We start from the raw sequence: 24,441 nt of genomic DNA, 5'->3' as shown, positions 1-24,441 counted from the left end.
AGCCGATCACTCAATACCATTTTGACCGAAAAGTGATCGGCATCGATGGTATTGAGTGATCGCGATGGATGGTATTAGGTGATCGGCTTAGATGGTATTAGGTGATCGCGATGCATGAGAATATGCACATAGTAAGTGCTGGTTAAAGCTTACTCCTTCGACTCGTTTAACTACTGGTTTTTCATGTGCGTAGGCGAAAGGTAAAACCATAGGCTGGTTCATATTCAAAGATGCTCGGTCAATGGTGTGATGTTTTGGACAACGTTCAATCAACCCTTGAACCAATTGCTCATATCGTTCAGGTGATTCAACTTCTTCCCCTATTTCAATAAATGCTCTACAACGCTTACCGTTTTCAGATGAAAATGTTGTATATAATGCTGAGTTCAGTCGCTCCTCATTTAGCCATGTTTCTACTTCGGAAATATTGAATACTTGTCCATTTTTGGGCTCAATATCTAAAGCAACTAATGACCTACTAATAATATCTTGAAGACGTTTTCTTTTAAATTCAGGTTGATCTGGTTTGTCTCCTCTGGCTCTCCCACCTAGTAAAATGGGAAGTTGTTGTTTAAATTCTTTTCTATCATCAAGTTGAACCGAATTTTCCGCGAATTTTTTTAAGCTTTCGGTGAGCTCATTCATACTAAGTTCTGATTCAAAGCCATAAATCTCATGAACTGAATCGAAAGTTACTACACGCATTATTTTTCCTTATTGTTGCTTTAAATATCTCGTTAATGCTTAAAGCCCTTAACTTACAAACTAGCTTTGCTTTAGGCGCAAGAAAACTTCTAGCACCCGCATATTTCATGCAGGAAGTCATTGTCATTTCTAAAAGGGTTAGTTATTGGAAAATGATCAACTGATCATTTTTGATTCTGGTGTTTTTGTTATATTTGCAAATGAGTTAAAGTCTCAAGGTGAGTACGCAACATCTGCAAATGATTATATTCATTAGTGCTATTTTAAAATGATATCAACCCATGTAGGAGCACTTTTCATATAACTAGATACGACTTGCTCGCATTTATTCATGAAAGCAACTTGGTACTCAGCTAATTTTTTCCCTTCTTCTTTTACACCATGCCAATTGGACATCATTATTGCTTTATCATACTTGTCACGGCACATTCCCCACATTAAACGAAGCTCTTCTCTATCGATATGTATGTATTCAAAAGTCATGTCGTGATGCATGTCATCTAAATATTCCTCGCTCATTTCGTTATAGTCGCTAAAATTCATGTTAATACTCCTGTGTATATTGTTGATTTACTAATAAGACTGTGTTGCATATTTTTCTCCTAAGCGTTTATTTTGTTTAATCCTCATCAGAGTTTGCTTTCCATAAGGCAGCATTAATCAAACTACCAATCAGAGGTAACATTGATGAGAGTTTTTTTTGGATATAACGATAAAAGTATCGTTATTAGTTGATTTGGCAAATGAGTTAAAACCTCAGGGTGAGTACGCAGCATTTGCAAAAAATTTAAGCTATAAATTTTACTTAAGTTAAGCTTGAACGCTAAAATCTAATCATTCATTTAAACGTTTATATTCATCATGAATTGAAAACATGTTTAGATGTTGAACTTCGCCATTTTTAATCTGTTCGTCAAGTTTGACTCTGTTTTCTTGGTTTCTACTTTTATTTGACAGTTTCCGTCCCATAATCAAAAAATATCTTAACACCGACGCAATTACGCTTTCATCTTCATTATCACTATCAATATACCCTCCATCAAAAAGATTGTAAGAGTATTCATCACTATACCCATAGGCTCCATGTCCCATTTGTGGTTCAGCCTTTATTCGATATGAAACCCTACTACCTAAGTAATTAAATTCAATTCTTGATGATTTTCCGAATTCATCAAATTGAATTTTAATATCACTAAAAGGTTCGTGAACATAATTAACAACAGGAAAATCGTCAGTTAAATCACGCTCAGGAAATTCATTCATGATAGAAACAAGCATTCCATCAATAACATTTCTATCTGCAACAACTTTCGCCATGTCCAAATTATCATCAGGGATTCGGAATACACTTTGATGTGCTTTTTTGCTGTAGTAATTTTGCTTTGTAACTGATTCATTAATATCGTCCCATAAACTTGGCTCTATATATTTGTTAGTGGCTTCTTTGTGCTCCTCCATTATTTTTTTTATTTCTTGATACCGGTAGTCACTTTCAACCATGTAAATTGCTAATGCCATTTTTTTAAAACTTTCTTCCAAGTTCTGAATATATGGCGCATTGAGTTCAATTGATTTCTGCAAATACAAATACGACTTTGTAAAATAATCACTACATGGAAATTTGAAGTAACCATCATCATAGCTGGTTGTTATCATCAAGGTTGATATTGAAAATTCATTTAATTTTTCATGAAACATAGGTGTTTCCTTTTTTATTGTTAATGGATACCTCTCAAGCCCTTTATTGTACAAAGAGTCAATACGAGGTTTTATTTTTGTAAAATGCAAACAAATTGTTGGTCAATTCGATTAACCTTTTGTATACAAATTCTAGTGTGATGTTTTGTATCACTAGTTTTTTAGTCGCCTTTTAGTAATAACTCTTATTTTCAGGCATGACTTTGCCTAGAACACTAATAACGAGTATTTGTGTATAAGGTGAAAGGCAAAATAAGAGGGGTTTGAACCTATTTTAGGTAGTGATTAAAAATAAGTTCCGTAAGCGAAGATAGCCAATACTTAAAAATAAAAATTGGATTATACTGACTCAATTTAGAGCTATTTAACTTTTAAATGGCATCACTCTCCTACTTCTTGTTGAAGCATTTGATCTAGTTGTTTATCAAATTTATTAGTAAAGCTTCTAACATATTCATGATGTTTTCTAACAGCAGAGTCACTTAATGAAAAACCGTCTTTTATCAAATCCTCAGAAACCAATTTATAAATTGAAGTATCATGTGTGCACCCTTTAAGGTCTAATGGTAGTTTATAGCCATACTCCTTTTCCCATTGATGACTTTTCTTTTCAACCATTTCAAATATCTCATAAGCAATCCTATCTTTATTAGTCTTGCTACCCGTCAAATTAAGCGCCTCTTTTAAATCCACATCATTATCTAAATGCTGCCGAAAAGCATTAGCAAAATAAGCCAATAGTTCAAAAGGAATTTTAGAGTTTGATTCAACAAAGTTTACAAAAGCAGATATTAGACTATAACCTGCTTCAGCGTTTTTTTTACTCTCATGAGGTTTAAAAAGTTCAACCCACTCATCAGGTATATCTTTCTTCTTTTTAATATTATGAATTAAATCTAAGACAATATTTCTATGGAATGCTTCAGGTAGTTTAGCAATATCATCTTTCGACAAAACTTCACTATATCGTTTTTTATTCATTCTAAGCTCCGTTTCGATTTGTTTGTATTATGCAATAGCTAAATTTATATCTAACCCTAAAAAAATAAAATTATTCTAGGGTGCATCTAGAGTAATCCCTAAGTGAGACATTATATCATTGACAATAGTGTCTCACATACCGTAACATCAGAACTCTAGATGAGACATGTGTTTTTAAAGAGAAATTATGGGCAAAGTTTATGCGTACATTCGTGTTTCAGATATTGCAAAACAAGATAGCTTTGCTCAGCGCAAGGTTATTGAGGATTACGCTAAAGAAAATAACTTATCAAGCATTGAATGGCTGGAACACCATATATCTGGTTCCAAGTCCTGCCGAGACGAGCGAGGAATAATTTCTCTTCTCGATGTTTTAAATATAGATGATATTGTTCTAGTGTCCGATATTGCAAGATTAGGTCGTGATGACATTCATAGTGTCATTAACACCATTACTACAATTACCACCAAAGGTGCATCACTTTACCTTTGTTATAGTAATACCAAGATAAAACCTGAAGATAAAAATGATTTAGCCAAAATATTCATTGCCATTGGTGATGCTTATGCTGCTGTAAGGTTTTCAGAAGAAAGAAGCCAGAAAGCTAAAGCAGCAATTGTTAGGCGAAAATCACAAGGGCTACATGTAGGAAGAAAGCACGGTCAAGTTGTCAAAAGTAAATTAGATGAACACACATCGTTTATTTTAAATCACTTAGATTTAGGAACTAGAAAGTCAGATATTCTCAAGCTGTTATTATCCAAAGATGTTTCAGTTAGCCGTGCACAGCTTTATAGATGGATAAGTAAAACTAGAACCGTTTTTGTTGATTAATTTATTAGGAAAATATTTTATGAGCAATACTAAACTATGGGTTGTTGGAAAAATTACAAACGTGCTAAATGATGGCTGGGACTTCATCGGTGTATTTTCTGATGAGCCTTTAGCTTTAAACGCAGTTAGCACTGTTTGCACTAACCTTGATGATGAAGACAAAAGCAAATATTTCATTGCTCCTGCTAAACTAAACGAACCAAAAGTTTGTGCTGATGGTTCTGATTGGAAAGGTGGTTACTTTCCTTTTGAATAAATAATTAAATTAAACTCACGAAAATAAAGCATAGATTTCTAACTGTGATCTTTCGCTTCTAATTCATTGCCTTATTAAGCCCACAGGGTGATATTGAAACCACTTTGTTCTAAATAGAGCAAATTTTTCAATAAAAGGATATTGGGTTTTTATAGCTTGCGCATATTTATCATTCTGAACAAGTATGTTTGCCCCGTCTTTAGTATTAAAAGAGGAAATTAATTTTTGTTTAATACGTGTAATATAGTCTGGGCTAAACTCACCAAAATTCAAAAACGTCTTTTCATCCTCACTGCTTTGCTTAAATATTGAATCAACACTTATAGCTAATTGGCTCTTTTTCTCTATTTGCATCTCTTCTTCTTTCAGAATCACATAAATTGCAATGAGGTTATTACGTAATTTTTTCTTATCTTTGATAAAACACCTGTTATCCTTATAAAAATCCCTGAAAGCTTTTGACTCTGACAGGAGCAATGATTTGTTATGTTTTAATTGTGCATAAAACCCATCCATTTTCTTCAAAAAATCTTCTTTAGAGGGGCTTTTATCAATTAAAGTTTGTAAGTTTTGCTCTACTGGTGATGAGTTTGCGTAATATGGAAAATTCTTATCTAAACTCCCTACCTTAATTAAAAATTTTATAAAATCATTTTCAGTATTTTTATTAGTAAAAAGTTCGATTTCATCTAACAAACCAGAGTAGTAGCTGTAGGCGTTAATGATATCTTTGCTAAAGGGCTTGTCCTTAAAGTGTTTCAACCAGTCTATTTTAGAGTTGCGTTTGTAGAAAAAATCACATCTAGTATTGAATTTCCTTAAACTAGCTACCCTACTATTGACCGATTTAAAGAAAGTTAAATTGTTGTGATATAAACTCTCCCATAAACTCTGTTCTTTACTTCTATCTTCTATATCTTTATTTTTTATAGCCCTGGCTTGATAGGTATATATATCCTTAGTACATGGTTTACTTGCTAAAGCATTAAAGATAAAGTTATTGATAATTTTGCCTACACTATCCATATGAGGTTTTGTTTCAAACTTATTAGAAAAATATAATTCAGATAATTCACCTAGTTTTTTTCTTTCTTCTTTTATTTCGTATAAGCAGTCTGTTATACACCCAAAAAAAATAGAATGTTCATTAAGTCTAATTAAATAATGTAATCCAAATCGTATAACCAGAATATCACTTAAAAAATAGACATAAGATCTTAAAGCTTCCTTTATTATTGCTAATTCATGCTCATTAACTGTAGATACGTTTACTTGCTCCTTCACACTTCTAGTCTCCTAAACACCTCATGCAATAAATTTTAGACTAAAGCGGAAAGATTTCAATAAAAAAAACATAGACAAGGTCAATTAATCTAATCAACCAAAAAACATGCAATAACTAACCAACTGTTACAAAAGATAAAAAAAAACAATATGTACAACTCCTCAGCAAAAAACGAAAGAACTCTTATTTTTGTGATTGGCCTTTTCTTCATTGAGTGTATATTAGAATTTCTTGAGGCTATGTAATAGTCGTTCGTTCTGTAAATGAAGTGAGGTTATTAATTATGAAAATTCAACAAATAGTAAAGTTAGCAAAAAAATCAACAAAGCCAGTTCCATTATGCGCTTGCCAGTGGTGTGGAGGAAGCTGCAATGTTTGTGACGTTTGCGGAATGGGCTCATGTAGATGTATGTGTTAAAGGTTTTTTCTAACAAACTATATGAAAGAGACTAACACAAAATCTAATTCACTTTCTTTAGAGTTATTAGAAAGAATTAGAGATGATTATACAGTCTTCATGTCAGTGGAAAATTACCAAAACCTTCCACCGAGTGAAATTAAAAAAGCACTAGCGGTAAATGGGCTTGTTATTAGGTGTCTTACAAACCCGCCCTCTAACTATAGAGAAATAGCGATTTATCAAAATCCAATGTCTATTAAATACATAAAAGATTTAACAGATGAGGAAATAAAGCAAAGCATTAAAGCTGAGCCACTAGCAATTAGACACATAAAAGCACCAAATAAAGAAACGACTCTGTTAGCAGTATCTTTATTTACAAACGCAATTGACAGCATTAAGGATCCCTCGGAAGAAGTTAAACTTTTGACAATAATTAAAAGTAATAATCATGAGGAGTTAACTAACGAGAGTGACATGGGGCTATTAGCATTAACCTATCGTTTTTTGTGCAAAAACAAATTAATTTTTTGTAGTGCATTAGCTAAATCTAACGATTTTAAAAGCTTAGAAGAAATAATAATCATCAAAGAAAAAATAAGGAGGCAAATCATACACAAACACCCTGCATTAGAGGCATACATCTAATTATTCAAACAGTCAGGATAGGAGAATTATATTATTGGTTTTTTATTGAGGTTTAATGACGATGTTATCGAAGTATTGCGTCCAAAATTAGCCCCTGATGGAATTATAAGCTTCAACTTAGATGATTTATTGATTCACACTAATGAGAAGACAAGTTACATAATTAAAGAGCTAAAAGGAGATTCAATTACTCAATTAGAGCAAAATTTAGATAACTTCTTACATTCAATTATTTCAATTTCGAAAAATGAGCTAACAGTTGAAAGTATGATTTTCATTTTACGGTGTAATACAGATTTTCTGTTTTCTCAATACCAAATACTGAAGTTAAAATTTGAAGAGGTAACGACAAAGAATAACATTTGGTTTGGGCATGGCGTATTGCAACACATTGATATAGTTGAAACGCTACAGTTATCAGTTTTTTATTTTAGAGGGGATATGAAAATTACTGGTTTGAACTCTAAGCCAATTAACGTTTGTGAAAAATTTTTAGCGCAAATTGAATATGTAAATAAATGCCTAGAACGAAATAAGTAAGGCTTGTAATGGTGTCATTAGAAATAATGATAAAAAAGTTTATAAATTACCAAGGTGAACAGTATGAACGATAGTATTTTTAATGAATTAGACCAATTAATTGATATTGAAGCTGATAAAGAAACAGAGAACTTAGAACAAAGAGTTGACGAAAGTACGCCTGATGGGGATATTATTCTTGATGAAGGATACACTCAAATTGAAAGGATAAGAAGTCAACGAAAAGCATGTAACAATACTTTAGCTCAACAACAGGCTATTAATGATGAAATCACCCCTGGAGCTTCAGAATATTCAGACTTCCTTTCTAAACACGGTTTTGGAGTAATAGATGAAGATGGCTATTTTCAACAAGAAAGGGATGATTAACTAATATTGGTAAGTTAAAAACTTATAAGAGATATTTTTCAAAAATATACAAGCATCGATTTTGAAACAGTAAATCATTAACTCATTTTTCAAGTAGCATAATGACATCAACTAATGTCATTATGCTCTAACAAAAATATCAAAGGATGTTGAAAGTTTAATTGACCTACATTCTAATATTGCCATAGTTCTGAATCCAATTAACATATTTGCACTACCCTTACTGATGACGGAAAAAGCAAATACCTTATCCTCTACAAAACTAAATGAACCATACGTAAATGATGATACCTCTTACTGGAAAGAGGTTAATTCCTCTTTGGTTAATTTGTAGAAACTAATATCTGACCTTAAGGCTCAAATGAGCGAACAAGAACCTATCATTTTATGGTAACATTCGGTTTTTATTAAGGATAATCTAAAAGGATACTTCATGACTGAACTAGATGCATTTAAAGAAAGACTAAAAGATGTCGAGGCGAAAGCACTACCAAAAGGCAAGCTTCATAGTGATATGGTTAAGGTTCCATTAGATTTATATCCTCATATTAAAAATCGTAAAAACACGCATACCATGAAGTATATCGGCAATGGTCATATACCATATGGGGAAAATGGGCCGTTAAATTCGGAAGTAATCTTTCCTTTAGAATTTCATGTATTCCATGACGGTAACTGGGATGAACCTCCTATTATATTCATTCACAATTTAAATGACATGGAAGATAGGCGCCGTCCATTGGATGTATTTAACAAAGTCTATGTTAGGGGTATGTTTCATGCCATCAATCAGCGAGTATATGACTACGTTACCAGTGAAAATTATGCAAAAACAAACTATCTTGGGGTGTTAATATACACTAAAGACAAGCTAGTTGAACTTGGCACTAGTTATATTGCCTCAGGGCATGCCGAGAACTGGGTGTATATGGACGGTTTTTCAGGTACAGATTTTGAAATCCCCAAATACATCTATAAGTTTGTCTCTCACATGCCAGAATTTGAGCACGTTAAACACATGGCACACGACATACAAGGGGTTTACCAAGATACCCGAACGCACCAAGTTTCTAAGGAGTCATTTACAAAAGCGATTAAAAACACGATTATGGTAACCGAGAATGCTCAAAGTATCGAATCAACACTTGCGCTACCAAAAATTGATAGTGATGGAATTATTCAATTCCATGCTGTTCATCATGGGTTTAATACAGAAGCATTAGGTGAAGTGTTAGGGTTGGATTTTTTGGGTTTAAAGCAACCAATGACGCAGACAAGACAGTTGTTTATAAAAGAATGTAAGGAATTTGAGAGTATTGGACGTGGAAACCTACAGAAAGCTGTAGACATACGTATACAAAAAGAAAAAAACTTCGAAGAAAATTTGCGAAAATACCAATCGTTGCCTTGGTATAAAAAAATGTTTACTAAAAAGCCGAAACTATAATACAGGCAGTCTCGAAATTTCATGCCTTGATGTGACGAGCGTCTAACAAAACCGTGTAACTGTCTATCATTAATATCCAGGCAAGATTTAAGATAGCTAACTAACATCAGTCAACTCTATGCAGATGGCCTTTAGGCATATCCTTTAATATGCCAAAAGTTTATTTAATTGTTAAATATAACGGCTAGCGCTTAGAGAATTTAAGGATGTTGCACGCTCAGTCTAAACACTCTCCAATTCCTTTAACGGTACCCTATAATATTTACTTTTTAAATATGTTCTCTCTGTGGTATTCCAAATATTCAGGCCTAGGAGAAGCCACTTTGGGTTTCTTCAATTTCTTACGTCTAATACCCAAAACTAAACCTTTTAATACTGCGTCTCTCTTAATAAGAGATGAAACCTTCAACCTCAAACTATTGTCAAAAGAAATCAATCCTTGATCAAATAATTTATCATGTAAAACGCAAAGTGATATTCCATTTGATGGGTCCAATCTAGAAGATTTATCTTTAGACCAAGGAACAATATGTGAACCGACTAACAATGAACTAGTACTGAGCCCACACAGCCCACACGAATTTTGATAGTTATTTTTAACGACGCTAGAAAAAACTCCTTGTTTCGAACGCCTTGGTGCCTCACCCATTTCATCTTCTACATAATAATTTTGCTTCTGTATAGACTGTACAGCTTGAGTTGCTGCTAAATTATCGTAGTACAAATTAGACTCAAATCCCGACATTTTTAAAATGGCCATAAAATCAGCTTTCTTAATCTGATTCATGCCATATTGGTTGAAAAAATGCTCCCATGTTCCTTCTTTTCTATCTTTAAACTCCCAGTTAAAAAACTCCAGATCACCAGGATGAATAAATGAGGTAAATGGATAAGGGGAAGTGATTTCAGCTTCTACTCGTTTGCTTTCTCTAGGTTCCAACAATTTTATCGAACCTACTTTTCCTGCTCCGAAGAAATAAAACTTATTCGTTTCTGAAGCTTTACCTGGCCGCCGATAGAGAAATAAGTCACCAGTTCGTACCAGACCAAATTTATTGGTTTGCCATCGGTATTTAATAAAGTCTACGTCTCCATGTTGTGGATCTGCACCTTTAGTATCTAATATAAAATACCTAGTTTCTTGTTCGTTCAATTCGTTTGCGAAGAGTTTAGAGAAGTGCACCACTATTCCTTATTGGTTTATTGACTAGTTCAAATATTCTGACCATATTCACCCAACTGCGGATTTTATAGAAAGCTCTGCTATTTTGAGTAAAATTCGCTGCTTAGATTGAACATTATCAATATTTGAAAGCTGATTGGACAATATAGCTATCTCATCATCATTATCTACATCACCACCATACCCAGCAAACTCATAAAAACGGTTCAAGTTACATATATCCATCGTTTTTGCTCCTTTCGCTTCTAGAGCTACATAATAGAACCCCTCTCGAATAACCATTATATAATCTTCATATACATCAAAGTGCGGATGTATAATAAGAAATTGTCCACTGCGGCTTGGGTAATTTACTCTTGCTGTGCTAGAAGTAATTTTTTTATCTGATTTAGCGCCATTACAATCAACGCAAGCCATACAAAGGTTGAGAGGTTCAAACATAAAATTCTCGACGGTTGATCTTGGAATTATATGCTCAATATCCCAAGAACGACCATGTCGCGTTTGTAGATTCCTTTTGCAATATGGACAAGTCGTATTTTGCTCAGTCAAATAATGTTCTTTTATCTTTGACTTTATATTAGCTATATCCTCGTCACTCCAACTATTGTTACTGAAGTTAGGTGCTTGCAATTTATTTCGAATCTGAGTTAGTTCTTGTGGGGTAAATTCTACGGCTCTATCTATCACTGCTTTAACTTCTCCAAAGCAGCCTTCAACACTTGAATTAACTCTTTAACGGTATCGCCATCATCAAGTGAGTTATTTAACTTCAATAGCATTTTAGATTGATTGCGCTGCTCTTTATCTAGCTTTCCATTCCTGCTCAGACTTGATAGTAAAGATACGACAACACGGTTAAGGTACTCGTTGTTAAAACCAGGTGAATTAAAAAGTTCTGCTAACTGATAATCTACAGATTTTTGAACATACTGCTCCGCTAAGACTGGCTTTGTGACTTCCATATTCAAAATAAAACAGTTTGGACCTTTCATTGTAGATACGATTAAAGGTGAATGGGTTGCAACTATGAAGTGACAATGCTTAAAGTCCTTAAAACAAAACATGAGCATTGGCATAAACTCTTTTTGCCAATGAGGGTGTAGACTTATTTCTGGTTCGTCGATACAAATAACACTATTGTCTTTTATGACTCCAGAAATATTTAAAATAGTCAAAAGGACACATTGTTCACCAGAGCTAGCTTCTGATAGATTTACCGGCTCCCCACCATTATTCATTAAGCAAACATTCTTTATTTGAATAATACCTAAATCAAGTAGAAAAGTTAGCATAAAACTTTTATCTTGGGGCAAGTTATCAATAGAACTAATTCCATACTCCAACTCTCTACTACAACATAAAACCGAATGTAAAATATCATCTAAGAGTTTTGATTTATGCTGAACTTTTTTAAACAATGTTGGATATCTTCTCTCTAACAACTTGTAAAATACGTCGAGAACGTTTGGAGATTTGTTTATGATGCTAAAAGAAGAGTTCGAATTTTCTAATTCTATTAGCTCTGATGATGTAAATTTAGTTTTGAATTTAATATCGTAATAATTTTGGTACTTTAAAAGATTCAAAACTCTATTCTGTATTTCAGTGACACCTTGCTTTAAAAATGAACGAACAAGTAAATTGATAAAATTTGATTTATTATATGAGTTTTCTGAAATCCGTAATCCAATATAATGGTACAGATCCTCATCGTGATGCTTGTATGTCGAAGTGATTTTATTTTCAACAGGAAATTTATCGAATGGGCTTGTTGTTGCGGCTATTAATTTAGAGTTTAATTTGTGTCGAAAATAATTTTTATTTTGGTCTCCTAAGACTGAAAACTTAGAATTAACTCTCGAATATATATTAATCTGTTTTGAGTCATTAATAACTTCAATATGATTTGTAAAATAATTGGGTATTTCCTTGCGCTCAAAATTATTATTGACCTTAATAGTGCTATCGATAATACGATGCAAGAGCCTACTTTTTCCAGCCCCGTTTATGCCTATAATGGCAGAAAAAACATTGCTATCAATATCAACATTATCATTAACCAGGTTATAGCGTTTTCTATTTAAAAGTACCGATTTAATAATCAAAATACGTCCTTGAAGCCTTTAGATAAGACAAATGTAAATTTATTTCTGTGCCTTAAGTTTTCTTATTATCTTTCCATCAGACTTTTCAGAAGAAAACATATGATAATGGATACCCTTAAGTGAGTCTTCAATTGCTGAAGATTCTTCAGATGTGGCTAATATAATTTGACCTCCACTATTACACATAGCAGCAGCAGACTTGAGTAAAGTAGTAAAACTAAACTTATTTGCTTCTTGCTGTCGAGGCTCATCAAAGACAACCAACCGGGGGTGATTAGTGCCAACATCATTTGCTAATTTGAATAAACTTAATAAGTAACTCCAAATAATCCTAATACCGTCACTTGCAGGTGTATCAAAACCAATATCAAATCCTTCTCTCGTAGGGAGGTATGTTTCTTTAGAGATCTCAAGCTTCTCTGGATTAAAACTAGTAAAGTCATAGTCGACCAATAAACCTTGTAAATAGCTTTCCAGCTTTTTAATTTTTTTAGTATCAAGTGGTGATAAAATACTGTCAGGTAAGTTACGACGCTGTTTACATAAACTAGAGTGCTTCCTATAGATTGCATCTAATTCTAATCTAATGTCGACCAGTGTTTTAATGGTGCTTTTGTATAATTCCACTTCATTTTCTATCTTTATCTTTTTACGAAGTTCTTCTTCCCGTAATGCCAAGTTTGGTTGAACCTGTGATTCTCTAATTTTACGTAAAGATTTCCTAGTTTCACTCAGAGTCGACTTAATAGTACCTAGTTCAACAACTTTCTTTTTCTTCTGAAATTGATAACTTTCAACGACATTTGTAAATGCTTTTATTTGTTGCTTGATAAACTCAAGGCTTTCATCGACACTCATTACAGAAGATTCTGTATCCATATCAATAAGATTATCAGTATAATCCTGTCCACATGTTGGACAATTCCCTTCATTTAACTTGGTATTAGCAAATATATTTGACTCACCAACTTTCTTAAGGTCTTCATATTTTCTTTTATCATTTAATAGGTTACTAACCCTTGTCTCTGTAGAGTAGATTTGTTGATTTAAAAATGAAATTTCTGTATCCAATTCAACATACTTATTATCTAATCCTCTAATCTCAGTTTCTTTTTCTTCAATTCGACTTTGAAGCTCGCTGTCTAATTTAGAGTCTACTTCTTCATTATTGCTCTTACTTATAAACTCAGATAGCTGTTTTTCAACTGTTTCTGCAACATCCTGAATTGATAACCAACGTTCATCTTTTTTAACTGCCACATCAACTTTATACTGATCAAATTTTGCTTCAGGGACATCAATTACCCCTCTAATTTGACCAAAAACCCTTGCAGCTAATAATTCAGACTTCTTATGCGCCATCTTCCAAGCTTGTAATGTCAAATCTATATCAACTTTTAACTTGGCTCGTTTTTTTACATTTTCATTAACATCCAAATCTAAAATAAATTCCAACGCTCTTTTTTTAGCTTCTTTTATTCTTAGAAAAGTTGGTGTGGTTGACTGTATTGATGACCACCCCTTTTTCTGTTCAACAAACCAAGTAGGGAAAAATGTAGATGGATACAATGGAACTTCTTTGCCATCAAAGTTTGGGACTAATGGTAAATTCCATCCGACAAATGAATCCAACCATTTAAAAAAACCTAATGGCCTAGTTGTATCCCCTTCCCTATGTAAAAACAATTTCCTGTGGTGTTGAGGATTTATACTGTCTATATCTGAATCATATTGATAGATAATATTTTCCTCATCAGAACCTACAATCTGACGGTACAGTGTAGTTACGTCACCACTTTTATTTTCAATTTCTAGCATTACAGAGGACTTAATAATTAAATGTTCAGCCCCATCGTCACCTTCAAGTGCTTTAGTTAAGGATGGAGGAAAAGGCAGTTTTGCTCCTCCTAATCCAAGAGATTTTTCCATACCTAAGGCGTAAGCAATAGCATTGATACACGTAGATTTCCCATGAGAATTATCCAGCCTCAAGATAAACAACCCCTTTTCAAAAGGAATATCAACACCATAATCTCCATCAATGGTTTTTGCTATTATTCTCAACCTTGATATAGCTAACGTCATTATTATGCCACCTTAAATACACGTTCAACATTGGCTTCCGTCATATACTTTTTAACTGCCAACAGATAACTTTTTTCAACTTCAAATATCGTTAACTCATTTAGTTTTTCAAAATTTTCGAGTCCACGGTCTGTTATTTCAAGCTTCCCTTTGGATTTAACAAGTAATTTATCGCCTACCATCATTTCTAATACCCTATCGAGGGCAGGTTCCATTCTTATATCAGGTCTTACAGCATTAGTATCCTTAGCCCAATAGAGGTAATCTTCCATATGGTCACCACTCTTGCTTATCCAGTTAGCTATGTGTAATTTTTTCAAACTACACTTACTGTTCTTACCAAGGATTCCAAATATTATAAGAACTAAAGTTGCTTTCCAAATAGGCCGTAAATCACTAGGTATTAATTGACTGCGACGTTTAAAGGTGAATGGCTGGTTGAGAATTTGATTAATATCCATCTAAAAATCCAAAGGGCATCTAATAAGCCAGTCGGCTATCACGCCCCATTTTATTTTTTCTAAATCAGTTCCTTTAAAGGATTTTACTTCATCAACAATATTTTCGTGAAGCTTCGACATTTCATCTTTAATCACTTGCCCGGGCAAAGTATCACCAACATCTAAAATGAAACGCTCTATTAAGCTATTTTCTCTGTGTTGTATGCAATTGAAAACTGATTCATAAATATCGCCCCATTCTAACCTTAGGACGTCCATTAAATTCTGATAGTCCAAGTACTTCTGAATGATAAAAGTTTTAATATTCAAAAGTCTATCTTGATCTTTCTCTATTTTAGGAAGTTTCATATCAAGCTTGGATAGAAACTCCAAATTTTCATCTATCCAGCAAGCAGCACCATCTACTGTTGTACTGTTAAAATCGAAAGTCATTTGATAAGTTTCTTTTCTCAAAAAACCTACTTCTTTTGGGTATTCACTTTCTGTATGAACTAGTATTTCAAAATCGTCACTTATATAAGAAATACCCAAGTTTCTAACTTCAATTGATTTTTGAGCACAAAATTGAGCCATTACGGCAGAATCATTAACGGGAGTAGCAAGTATCCATCGAGAAATAACTGTTTCACCAAACAGTTTGTTGAGTTCATCAACGTTCGTTTCAGTGAACTTTTTAATATCGTCGTTAACTTTCTTACGTTGAGAGGCTACAAGTTTCTTTATATCAGCAACTTGTTCTGGAAGGTAACATTGAAATACATGCCCCGACAGACTAAAGCATTCAATACCAAAGTCTCCAACATGCTTATCTGGAACGTCCCTATAATTTGCAGGTAGATAATGTAGTCTTACAATATCCTTGAAGTAGTTCTCCCAATCTTTGGGGCTGTTTCTGGGGTCTATCAAACCGGGACCTTTATCTAATTCCTTGATATTCCAAGTGTATCTACAAACTCATACTTAGTAAACAACAAAGTAAGTTCTTATTGATACATATCATGAAGCCCCCTAATTTTGTACAACCAAAATATCACTAATAAATACTGTCATCTAATAATCAAATGGTGCAAATTAATGAAATCAATACTAGCAACAAACGACATACTTAACCGATATGGAGTTGGCAGACAAACACTTTGGCGCTGGAGGAAAAAAGATAACTTCCCTGTGCCTGTAAGCCCACCATTAGCACGCCCATTTTGGCGGTTAGAAGACATAGAATTATGGGAAACATCAAACACTTCAGCTTAAATGAAAAGCCGCTACTAATGCTATTAGCGGCTTTTTAATGTTTGTTTAATCACCTAGGATAAGACTTTCCCAAAGCTTATATGCTTCTCGTTGCTCAGGAACCCAGTCATGGTAATTATAGTTACGAATAATACCGCCCAGTGAATGCCCTAGCATTGTTTCAGTGACTTCAAGTTTTATGTTTTTCCTAGATAGCAAGGTTGATAATGACCTTCTAAAGTCATGCGCAGTCCAAGATTGCATTTTTAGACGAGTTCTTACAAGACGACATAATTTATTCATAGTCTGTGTTGAAATCTCTTGCTTATATGAACCACTAGGGAAAATATAGTCAGCAACATCACCAAAATTATCAATTTGCCATTTAATAATTTTCAAAGCCTCTGGTGCTAAAGGCCGTATAATTTTACAGTTAGTTTTACTTTTTTCTTTAGGAACAACCCATACTCCTTTTTTCAAATCTAAATCACGCTCTTCCATTAAGCGGACTTCACTAATTCTTGCCCCCGTTAATATAACCAACTTAAGTGCATTTCCCGTAGTCGGGTTGCATTTTGACTTATTGATTCCACCCCATATTTCTTTAATTTCATCCAAGTCTGGAACACGGTCTTTAGGGGCACTTTTTCGACCCACTGATTTAGGAGCGATATTGAAAATACAAGAGTTTTCAATAGTCCCTCGTGTTACACAAAACCTCAAACAGGTTTTAATTTTAACTAGTAACGCCCTAGCAGTTATAGCTGAGTGGTTTTCAGTAATCCTATCAAACAACTCAAACCATTCTTGAATGGTTACTTCTTCAACTGGAAATTTAAAAGCATTTTTACCATGAAGAACCAGTGTCGACTGGTAGTTCCCTTGTGATACCTTTCTAAGAGTTGTTACATGCTTTTCCATGAACAAGTCTATACATTCATCTAAAGTAGCATTTTCAGTACTTTTTGACCGTTTAGCTTGAACAGCAGGATTGATTCCATCATTTAACATTTGCCGTAATTCTGGTATCTTCTCACGCGCTTGTTTCAAAGAAATATCAGGATATCTTCCTAATGCGATGCGAGTTGCTTTATCATGGTAACGGTAACGATATTGAAAAGTAATGGTTCCGAACTCCGAAACACGTACACTTAAGCTGTCACGGTCAGCTAAATCGAAACGTTTGGATTGCTTTTTATTTAATAAAGATTTTAATTTTGAGTCACTTAGTGCCATTTTTACTGCCTTATAAATTTTTATCATGGGTACACACAAGAAATTTCCCGTGGGTACACAAATGGGTACAATTTTATTTATAACGGTAGAAAACACGATGATATCCAATGTTACACAACAACACATAAAACAGAGTTAAACGGTTGATTTATATGAACAACAAAGAACAAAACGATACACAAAGTGACACTATGAATCAGCCAAGTATTTTGTGGCACGATTATGAGACTTGGGGCATATCCCCGAAAGTAGATAAACCTTCTCAGTTTGCTGGCATTCGTACCGATCTCGATTTAAATATCATCGGTGAGCCAGAAATGTTTTATTGTACGCCGCCCGTGGATTACTTGCCACACCCTGAAGCCTGCTTAGTAACAGGTATAACGCCACAAAAGGCACAACGAGAGGGTTTGTCTGAGGCAGAGTTTGCTGCGCGTATTCATACTTTATTTACTCAGCCCAACACCTGTGTTGCTGGTTATAACAATATCCGCTTTGATGATGAAGTGACTCGCTATCTGCTTTATCGTAACTTTTACGACCCGTATGCCCGTGAATGGCAAAATGGTAATAGTCGCTGGGATATTATAGATATGGTGCGTGCCTGTTACGCACTTCGCCCAGAAGGAATCAATTGGCCAACCGTTGAGCGTGATGGTGAAGAGGTTGTCAGTTTTCGTTTAGAGCTATTAACTTCAGCAAATGGTATTAGTCATGAAGCAGCCCATGATGCAATGAGTGATGTTTATGCCACTATTGCTATGGCTAAGTTGATCAAAGAAAAACAACCAAAACTTTATGAATTTATCTTTAATTTAAAGAGTAAAAATCAAGTTAAGGATTTGATCAATACCGCTGATATGACCCCTATTGTACATACCTCGAGTAAGGTATCATCAGTACACGGCTGTACCAGTTGGTTTGCACCAGTAAGTTATCACCCCGTCAACAAAAATGCGGTGATCTGTGTCGATTTAGCGCGTGATATCTCACCTTTACTAACCCTTAGCAGTGAAGAGATTAAAACGCGTTTATATACACGTTATGACGACTTAGCGCCTGATGAATTGCCAATACCGGTGAAGTTAATTCATGTTAATAAATGTCCTGTTATAGCGCCTGCTAAAACATTACTGCCTGAAAATGCCGAGCGCTTAGCAATACCACGTGATACTTGCTTAGAGAACTTAGCCTTATTGAAAAAGCATGCCGAGCTGAGAGATAAGTTAAGTGATGTTTTTGCCACATCAGACTTTGATAATGATGACGTTGATGCCGAGCAAGCCTTATATGGCGGTAGTTTCTTTAGCCATAGTGATAAAGCACAAATGGATATTTTACGCGGTCTATCACCAGAGCAACTCGCTAATCATCCATTTCAATTTCAAGATGAGCGTTTAAGCGTATTACTGTTTCGCTATCGAGCAAGAAACTACCCATATACCTTGTCGGCAGATGAACAACTAAAATGGCAACAGTATTGCCAGAACAAACTGCACTATGGCGGGAAAGGCATTTTATCACTTGATGAGTTTATGATGAAGATTGAAAATCTAGCGCATGAGCATGAAACCGATAAAGCCAAGATGTCGATATTAAAAGCCTTGTATGAATTCTTGCAAGGTTAAGTCACTTTCCCAAAGTAACTATTACTATTGATTATTCTGCTACTGCTTGAGCAGAATAATCAAAGGCTAATCTTAGTCATAGAGTCATTGATTAAACAAAGTTATCAACTAAAACGTTAAGTCAAATTTTATAGCCAATTTATTGGTAAGTTGTTCGCTCTAACTCGTATTTCTTCATTTTATCGTAGAGTGTTTTTCTGGCTAAATTGAGTTCTTCCATCGTGTCTTTAATGCAGCCCTCATTACTTGCCAACGCTTCTTCGATAAGGAATTTTTCAAAAAACTCGACCCGCTGAGTTAGCCCCATACTACTCAGCATCGAGTTGCTACTGGTGCTCTTGTTAAAATTGAACGCTGCAGCTTCACCTAATAAAATATAACGCTCCGCCAAGTTTCGTAATTCTCTTACATTGCCAGGCCAGCTATAACTTAACAGTTGAGTTTTATGTTCTTGCGATAACGGAATTAATTCTTTTTTGTAACGCGCTGAAGCTACTCTAGCAAAGTGTAAAAAGAGCAAGGGCACATCTTCAATTCGCTCTCTCAACGGGGGAATATCTACTTTTACTAAATTCAAACGATAATAGAGATCTTCACGAAATAAACCTTGTTCACATAGTTCTAATAAATCTACTTTGGTCGCAGCAATAACTCTGACATCAAGATCAATTCCTTCGTTCGCACCTAAACGAACTACTTTTCTTTCTTCTAAGACTCTGAGCAGCTTAACTTGTAGGGACATGGGTGTACTTTCTATTTCATCAAGAAATAGGGTACCGCCGTTAGCGTATTCAAACTTACCAATGCGTTTTTTATCAGCCCCTGTGTATGCGCCCTTCTCCGCTCCAAAAAGCTCGCTTTCAATTATATTTTCTGGGATAGCACCACAGTTAAGAGCAACAAAATTACTATCTCTTCGAATACTATGGTCGTGTAAATAACGTGCAACCAGCTCTTTTCCTGTGCCTGTCTCACCATCTATCATGATATCTGCCGGTGCATCCATCACTTGATTTAGTATATTTCGCATTTGCACAATATTAGGCGAATTGCCTAGGATTCTAGGACCGGGTAAACAATGTGTTTCTATTTCTTGTTTGAGTTGCCTATTTTCAAGCACTAATGCGCGTTTATCTAGTGCTCTTTTAACCGTGTCAACTAAGTCATCATTATTAAATGGCTTTTCAATAAAGTCATAGGCACCATTACGCATGGCATTTACCGCCATTGAAATATCACCAAAACCGGTGAGTAAAATGGTGGGTATGTCTGGGTCAATATTTTTAACCTCAGCCATCAACTGATGACCATCCATTTTAGGCATATTAATATCACTAATAACAACACCAGGCCAAGTATCACTTAGCTGATTAAGTAATTGATGTGCATGTGAAAAGCTTTGTACTTCAAAATTTCTTAATTCGAATGTTTGCTCAATAGCAGTTCGTATATGTTCTTCATCATCAATAACAAAGACAACACCCAATTTTTCCGTTTCCATATTATTTCCTTACGTTATACCAATCCGCATAACTACCTGATCAATCTTGCTGGTTAAAACTGACGATAACTGCGTTGTTTTCAATCCCAATAGCCAGCTGTTGCTCAATCAAGCGCCTTGTTCTTACCAATTTTCCCTACACAATTTTTAATCATTTAATTAAGCGAAATGGTATTATACCAATTTCATTAAATTTATTCCCACCTCAGAGCTATGTCAGAAGAGATATAATAAACAAAATTTTTGCTGGTATAGTTATTCTATATCTCACAAATTTGTGCAGTTATTGCTTTTCTGACAAGCTCCCAAGGGCGAGTTTAAAAGGCTTACATGCTGTGTTATTGATTTTGACAAGGGAATAACCATTCTCTTCAATCAATGCCTTGCCTTTAAGCCTTTTAATTCTCGCTGAGTGGGAAATAACTTAATGGACTTGGTATTACCTGTTTACAGGCAAGCTAATGGTAAAAATAGCGCCACCATCAGGGTGATTATTTACGTTAAGTTGACCTTGCATCGACTCGATAATTCGGTGCGAAATAGATAAACCTAAACCTAAGCCAAAGTTTTCTTTCGTGGTAAAGAAAGCCTCAAACACTCTGTCGATATTATCGACTAAAATACCTGGCCCATTATCTCTTATTTTAATAATAACCTGCTCTTTAATGTTAGAGACAGAAATCGTTATTTGCTTATCTTCTTGTTCACTTAGCGCCTGTATTGCATTACTTAATAAATTAACCAGCACTTGTTCAAAGCGAATAGCATCACCATAAACATGTAAAGGCTCTGAGCAAGGTTTACTGATAAATTCTACTCTCGCAGCTTTAGCTTGATGTTTTACAATGCTCATCGCCGCCATCAGACTCATCTGAACATCAACATCCGTTGCTACACCCGTACTTTTTTTAGAGAAACTGTTAAATTGACTAACAATGTCACTTAACCGATCCACTAAGCCTATAATGAGTGATAAGTTGTTCTTTACTTTGTCCGCCATGCTTCGCTCTTGATAAGCTAGCGCATTTTCTGAGTAGCTTCTTAAGGCAGTTAATGGTTGATTGATTTCATGATTAATACTTGCTGACATGCTACCGATGAGCGCAAGTTTTTCTGATTGGATCAATTCATCACGCATTTTATTCATTTGAGTTTGTGCTTGTTGGCGTTGCGCCATTTCTTCATGCAATTTGACATTACTCGCACTTAAGTCAGCTGTTCGCTCTTTAACTTTCTTTTCTAATAATTGCTGAGATTGTTTGATTCTTCGCGCATTTTTAAGTCGCTCGTTAGCAAATAACAATAAAAACACCATTAACAAATACCCACTAGCGCTGAGGATGACTAATAAATTTTGTTGGTTTTTCATTGGCGCTAAAGAGCTCCATAAATGAACTTGCCAATTAGCTTTTTGCATCAGTTTATTGAGCGCAAAAATCTCTTTAGAACCTTTGTTTGAAGTCACTTTCAATAATTCACTATCAAGATCTTTTGGAAAATAGTGATTGGAAATATCAACCACGTTAAGTGAAGATATTTCTTTATCGGTATAACGTTTTTCTGCAATTAAATTAAGCTGTTTAGCTTTAGATAAATTACCAATCGTTTTTAGTCGCCATTCTGGTCTGTCTGAAATAAAAACCACATCATCGGGTGCAACAATTAAAAAATTAAAGCTATTATTTAATACCGTTTTTTTATACTGCTCTTCAATATCAGCAATACTTATTTTTAACGCAATAACCCCGGCAACCACATCATCGATAATCACTGGGAAAGCATAATAAAAGCCCCGTTTCCCGCTACTTAATCCCACAGCATAATAATGAGAAAGTTTCCCCTTTAAAGCATCTTGAAAATAGGGTCTAAAGGTGAAGTTCATACCGACAAATGAATTGGGAAATTGCCAATTGCTTGCTCCTATTGTAATACCCTTTTTATCAATAAGGTAGATATCAGACGCCTGAGTCATTGTTCTGATGTCGGCTAATAACTGATTAAGCTTGGTTATTTTTGATTGTTCGTTAGGTGAGATTAGCGCTTGTGACAGTACAGGATGTTGCGAGAGAACTTTGGGAATTCTATCAAAGCGACCAAGAATATTATCTATATAGCCTACTAAGTTAGATAGCTGCTGATTCGATTGTTGATGCATTTGGTGATAGGCGTTGTTCATACCTATCACCTGGGTCAGTTCAATAGTTAATATAAGGCCAATCACCGCGATAATGGCAACAATATAATTTATACGTTCTGATTTTCCTTGATAGACCAAAATTTTACCTTAAGAATAAACTAATGCTATTTCACCATTAGAGCTATCTACTATATAAGCGATAGAAATGGTCGCCGAGTCAGTGAGGTAGCTATGAAAATCATTTTTCATTTTACCAGCTTTTAACAGTAAACTCGTTGTTTACTGTTATGCTTTAACTATTTGATACCCAACAAACAACTACTTCCATAGTAACTATTGTATTTGCTCAGTTCAAAGTAACCAACTTAATCTTAGTTAAAAATCGAATCTAACACCTAATTGCACAGCCGACATATCTTCACCTGTTGAAGGTAAGCGAGCTGCATCATTATCTAACTGCTCAATTGATGCCCACATGCGAAATTTCTTAGAGAAATAACGGATATATTCAACTTTAATAGAGTTAACATCGCCTTTTATTTTACAAGAGTTTACCGCATATCTAGCATGTATTTGATTGTTCCCTTGACGCCACTTCCCATACAAACCTACGGTTGAACGCTCTTCATCAACACAACTGGTTACGCCGCCTACTTTACCTGATTCTTCTGCTGAGACTAATCTAACATTACCTGACGAGTTACCTTTGTACAGATCAAAGTCTTCTTCAGCCAAATGATAAAAAGCTGATACCGTAAGCGATTTTGAAATATCATACCAAGCACGAAAGCCGTATAAATTACCGGTATTTTTACCTTGTTGATCTGCTGCCAATGCAGCTTGAAGTTTCAAGCTGTTATTTTTATATTGCGTTGCTACTTGGTATTGATCAATAGAGTCGCCATCTTGTTTTTCTGTTTGAATGGCAGCAGCTAACTTCCAATTATTGTAAGATTTTTGCCATTGCAGCATATCATCATCACGAATAGCACCTTGACGCAAAGAGTCTAATCCATCAGAAAAATACGCACTACGTACATACTGATGCCATATAATAGTTTGAGAACCATAAGTAACGGTTCCGAAGTTTCCTTTTAGGCCAACATATATTTGACGCAAACCCGGTTTTTGATTTTGATTAAAATTCACCCCATCATCGCCGCGTAAACCATACTCAACTTTGCCGACACCTGTTAAGCCATCTGACAACTGGACTTCGGCGTTAACACCTATCCGACTCAAAAAATCTCTACCATTTACTGCATCATCAGCAGTACCACTATCAACATAGTCAGCACCTAAACGGAGCGATCCATAGAATGAGCTATCGACATCACTGGCGCTAGCACTCGCACTGCTTAATAGCAGTACGTTTACCAAAAATAGTTTACTTGGTTTATTCACTTGAATACGTTTCATGTATTTCCCCTTTATTTTAAGAAGTTATTATCGTTATGAATCGCCAACACTGACTACGTTAAGTCGACAGTATGTAACCGCAATGTTCACGCCAGTTTATTGCTAGAGCAACTGATAAAAATAAACAAAAAATAACAATCACTTACAGTAATAATATAAAATTGTTAGCCATCATCTTGGGGGGAATCCCACCCTTAATGCATATGGATATATATAGAAATCCCCCCAAAGAGAGAAAAACGGAAATTCAGATCAAAATATATTGCTAAACAACGCGACTATCCCCCAC

Annotated in this window: 23 protein-coding genes; 8 read left to right on the top strand and 15 right to left on the bottom strand. The window is 34.8% G+C overall.

Annotated features, from left to right (window positions below; all coding sequences use genetic code 11):
* Positions 1 to 87: 87 nt before the first annotated feature.
* The 4 genes from ND2E_RS03575 to ND2E_RS03590 form a co-directional block, all read right to left on the bottom strand.
* Positions 88 to 705 (bottom strand): hypothetical protein, encoded by a 618-nt coding sequence (locus ND2E_RS03575; protein WP_033095341.1) that lies wholly within the window; start codon positions 703 to 705, stop codon positions 88 to 90.
* Positions 706 to 963: 258 nt separating this feature from the next.
* Positions 964 to 1,248 carry a hypothetical protein gene (locus tag ND2E_RS03580; RefSeq protein ID WP_033095340.1) on the bottom strand — a complete coding sequence of 95 codons (285 nt, stop codon included), beginning with the start codon at positions 1,246 to 1,248 and terminating at the stop codon, positions 964 to 966.
* Between the two features lie 291 nt (positions 1,249 to 1,539).
* Entirely contained in the window at positions 1,540 to 2,403 is an 864-nt protein-coding gene (locus tag ND2E_RS03585; protein ID WP_033095339.1) for a hypothetical protein, read from the bottom strand.
* Between the two features lie 381 nt (positions 2,404 to 2,784).
* Positions 2,785 to 3,384 carry a hypothetical protein gene (locus tag ND2E_RS03590; protein WP_033095338.1) on the bottom strand — a complete coding sequence of 200 codons (600 nt, stop codon included), beginning with the start codon at positions 3,382 to 3,384 and terminating at the stop codon, positions 2,785 to 2,787.
* A 187-nt stretch (positions 3,385 to 3,571) separates the two neighbouring features.
* Between ND2E_RS03590 and ND2E_RS03595 the strand changes: the two genes are divergently transcribed.
* Positions 3,572 to 4,219 carry a recombinase family protein gene (locus tag ND2E_RS03595; RefSeq protein ID WP_033095337.1) on the top strand — a complete coding sequence of 216 codons (648 nt, stop codon included), beginning with the start codon at positions 3,572 to 3,574 and terminating at the stop codon, positions 4,217 to 4,219.
* Positions 4,220 to 4,238: 19 nt separating this feature from the next.
* The gene (locus ND2E_RS03600; RefSeq protein WP_033095336.1) at positions 4,239 to 4,475 is read left to right on the top strand and encodes a hypothetical protein; all 237 of its coding nucleotides are present in this window, start codon (positions 4,239 to 4,241) and stop codon (positions 4,473 to 4,475) included.
* A 63-nt stretch (positions 4,476 to 4,538) separates the two neighbouring features.
* On the opposite strand, the gene ND2E_RS03605 is transcribed toward ND2E_RS03600, so the two are convergent.
* The gene (locus tag ND2E_RS03605) at positions 4,539 to 5,759 is read right to left on the bottom strand and encodes a hypothetical protein (RefSeq protein ID WP_033095335.1); all 1,221 of its coding nucleotides are present in this window, start codon (positions 5,757 to 5,759) and stop codon (positions 4,539 to 4,541) included.
* Between the two features lie 440 nt (positions 5,760 to 6,199).
* On the opposite strand from ND2E_RS03605, the gene ND2E_RS03610 reads away from it, so the two are divergent.
* The 4 genes from ND2E_RS03610 (at position 6,200) to ND2E_RS03625 (ending at position 9,164) form a co-directional block, all read left to right on the top strand.
* Positions 6,200 to 6,808, top strand: coding sequence for a hypothetical protein (locus ND2E_RS03610; RefSeq protein ID WP_033095334.1), 609 nt, complete (start codon positions 6,200 to 6,202; stop codon positions 6,806 to 6,808).
* Between the two features lie 45 nt (positions 6,809 to 6,853).
* Complete coding sequence (locus ND2E_RS03615; protein ID WP_033095333.1) at positions 6,854 to 7,348, top strand: hypothetical protein; 495 nt, start codon at positions 6,854 to 6,856, stop codon at positions 7,346 to 7,348.
* 63 nt (positions 7,349 to 7,411) lie between these two features.
* Positions 7,412 to 7,717 (top strand): hypothetical protein, encoded by a 306-nt coding sequence (locus ND2E_RS03620; RefSeq protein ID WP_033095332.1) that lies wholly within the window; start codon positions 7,412 to 7,414, stop codon positions 7,715 to 7,717.
* Positions 7,718 to 8,150: 433 nt separating this feature from the next.
* A complete protein-coding gene (locus tag ND2E_RS03625) occupies positions 8,151 to 9,164 on the top strand; it encodes a hypothetical protein (RefSeq protein WP_033095331.1) in 1,014 nt (337 codons plus the stop codon).
* Between the two features lie 262 nt (positions 9,165 to 9,426).
* On the opposite strand, the gene ND2E_RS03630 is transcribed toward ND2E_RS03625, so the two are convergent.
* The 6 genes from ND2E_RS03630 to ND2E_RS03650 are packed head-to-tail and all read right to left on the bottom strand — an operon-like array spanning position 9,427 to position 15,907.
* Complete coding sequence (locus ND2E_RS03630) at positions 9,427 to 10,347, bottom strand: HNH endonuclease (protein WP_052056910.1); 921 nt, start codon at positions 10,345 to 10,347, stop codon at positions 9,427 to 9,429.
* A gap of 48 nt (positions 10,348 to 10,395) precedes the next feature.
* The gene (locus ND2E_RS03635; protein ID WP_223303685.1) at positions 10,396 to 11,037 is read right to left on the bottom strand and encodes an HNH endonuclease; all 642 of its coding nucleotides are present in this window, start codon (positions 11,035 to 11,037) and stop codon (positions 10,396 to 10,398) included.
* Positions 11,034 to 12,455 carry an ATP-binding protein gene (locus tag ND2E_RS22515; protein WP_052056908.1) on the bottom strand — a complete coding sequence of 474 codons (1,422 nt, stop codon included), beginning with the start codon at positions 12,453 to 12,455 and terminating at the stop codon, positions 11,034 to 11,036. Before ND2E_RS22515 ends, ND2E_RS03635 begins: the two co-directional genes overlap by 4 nt.
* A 39-nt stretch (positions 12,456 to 12,494) precedes the next feature.
* Positions 12,495 to 14,540: a coiled-coil domain-containing protein gene (locus tag ND2E_RS03640; protein WP_033095329.1), complete on the bottom strand. Its 2,046-nt coding sequence runs from the start codon at positions 14,538 to 14,540 to the stop codon at positions 12,495 to 12,497.
* 2 nt (positions 14,541 to 14,542) lie between these two features.
* On the bottom strand, positions 14,543 to 15,001 hold the full coding sequence (locus ND2E_RS03645; RefSeq protein WP_033095328.1) for a helix-turn-helix domain-containing protein: 459 nt from the start codon (positions 14,999 to 15,001) through the stop codon (positions 14,543 to 14,545).
* Positions 15,002 to 15,907, bottom strand: a complete 906-nt coding sequence (locus tag ND2E_RS03650) for a hypothetical protein (RefSeq protein ID WP_033095327.1) — start codon at positions 15,905 to 15,907, stop codon at positions 15,002 to 15,004. It abuts the gene before it with no gap.
* 168 nt (positions 15,908 to 16,075) lie between these two features.
* On the opposite strand from ND2E_RS03650, the gene ND2E_RS22990 reads away from it, so the two are divergent.
* A complete protein-coding gene (locus ND2E_RS22990) occupies positions 16,076 to 16,252 on the top strand; it encodes a helix-turn-helix transcriptional regulator (protein WP_150113797.1) in 177 nt (58 codons plus the stop codon).
* A gap of 45 nt (positions 16,253 to 16,297) precedes the next feature.
* Here the strand turns inward: ND2E_RS22990 and ND2E_RS03655 are convergent, their stop codons facing one another.
* Positions 16,298 to 17,467: a tyrosine-type recombinase/integrase gene (locus tag ND2E_RS03655; protein WP_033095326.1), complete on the bottom strand. Its 1,170-nt coding sequence runs from the start codon at positions 17,465 to 17,467 to the stop codon at positions 16,298 to 16,300.
* A 152-nt stretch (positions 17,468 to 17,619) separates the two neighbouring features.
* Between ND2E_RS03655 and sbcB the strand changes: the two genes are divergently transcribed.
* A complete protein-coding gene (sbcB, locus tag ND2E_RS03660) occupies positions 17,620 to 19,095 on the top strand; it encodes an exodeoxyribonuclease I (RefSeq protein ID WP_052056906.1) in 1,476 nt (491 codons plus the stop codon).
* Between the two features lie 139 nt (positions 19,096 to 19,234).
* Here the strand turns inward: sbcB and ND2E_RS03665 are convergent, their stop codons facing one another.
* From ND2E_RS03665 to ND2E_RS03675, 3 genes are all read right to left on the bottom strand, one after another.
* Entirely contained in the window at positions 19,235 to 20,596 is a 1,362-nt protein-coding gene (locus ND2E_RS03665; RefSeq protein WP_033095325.1) for a sigma-54-dependent transcriptional regulator, read from the bottom strand.
* Positions 20,597 to 21,035: 439 nt separating this feature from the next.
* Positions 21,036 to 22,871: a sensor histidine kinase gene (locus ND2E_RS03670; RefSeq protein ID WP_052056904.1), complete on the bottom strand. Its 1,836-nt coding sequence runs from the start codon at positions 22,869 to 22,871 to the stop codon at positions 21,036 to 21,038.
* Between the two features lie 237 nt (positions 22,872 to 23,108).
* A complete protein-coding gene (locus ND2E_RS03675; protein WP_033095324.1) occupies positions 23,109 to 24,152 on the bottom strand; it encodes a porin in 1,044 nt (347 codons plus the stop codon).
* Between the last annotated feature and the right edge of the window lie 289 nt (positions 24,153 to 24,441).

This window comes from Colwellia psychrerythraea (assembly GCF_000764225.1).
GTDB lineage: Bacteria > Pseudomonadota > Gammaproteobacteria > Enterobacterales > Alteromonadaceae > Colwellia > Colwellia psychrerythraea_D.
This window is presented reverse-complemented; position numbering and strand designations above follow the sequence as displayed.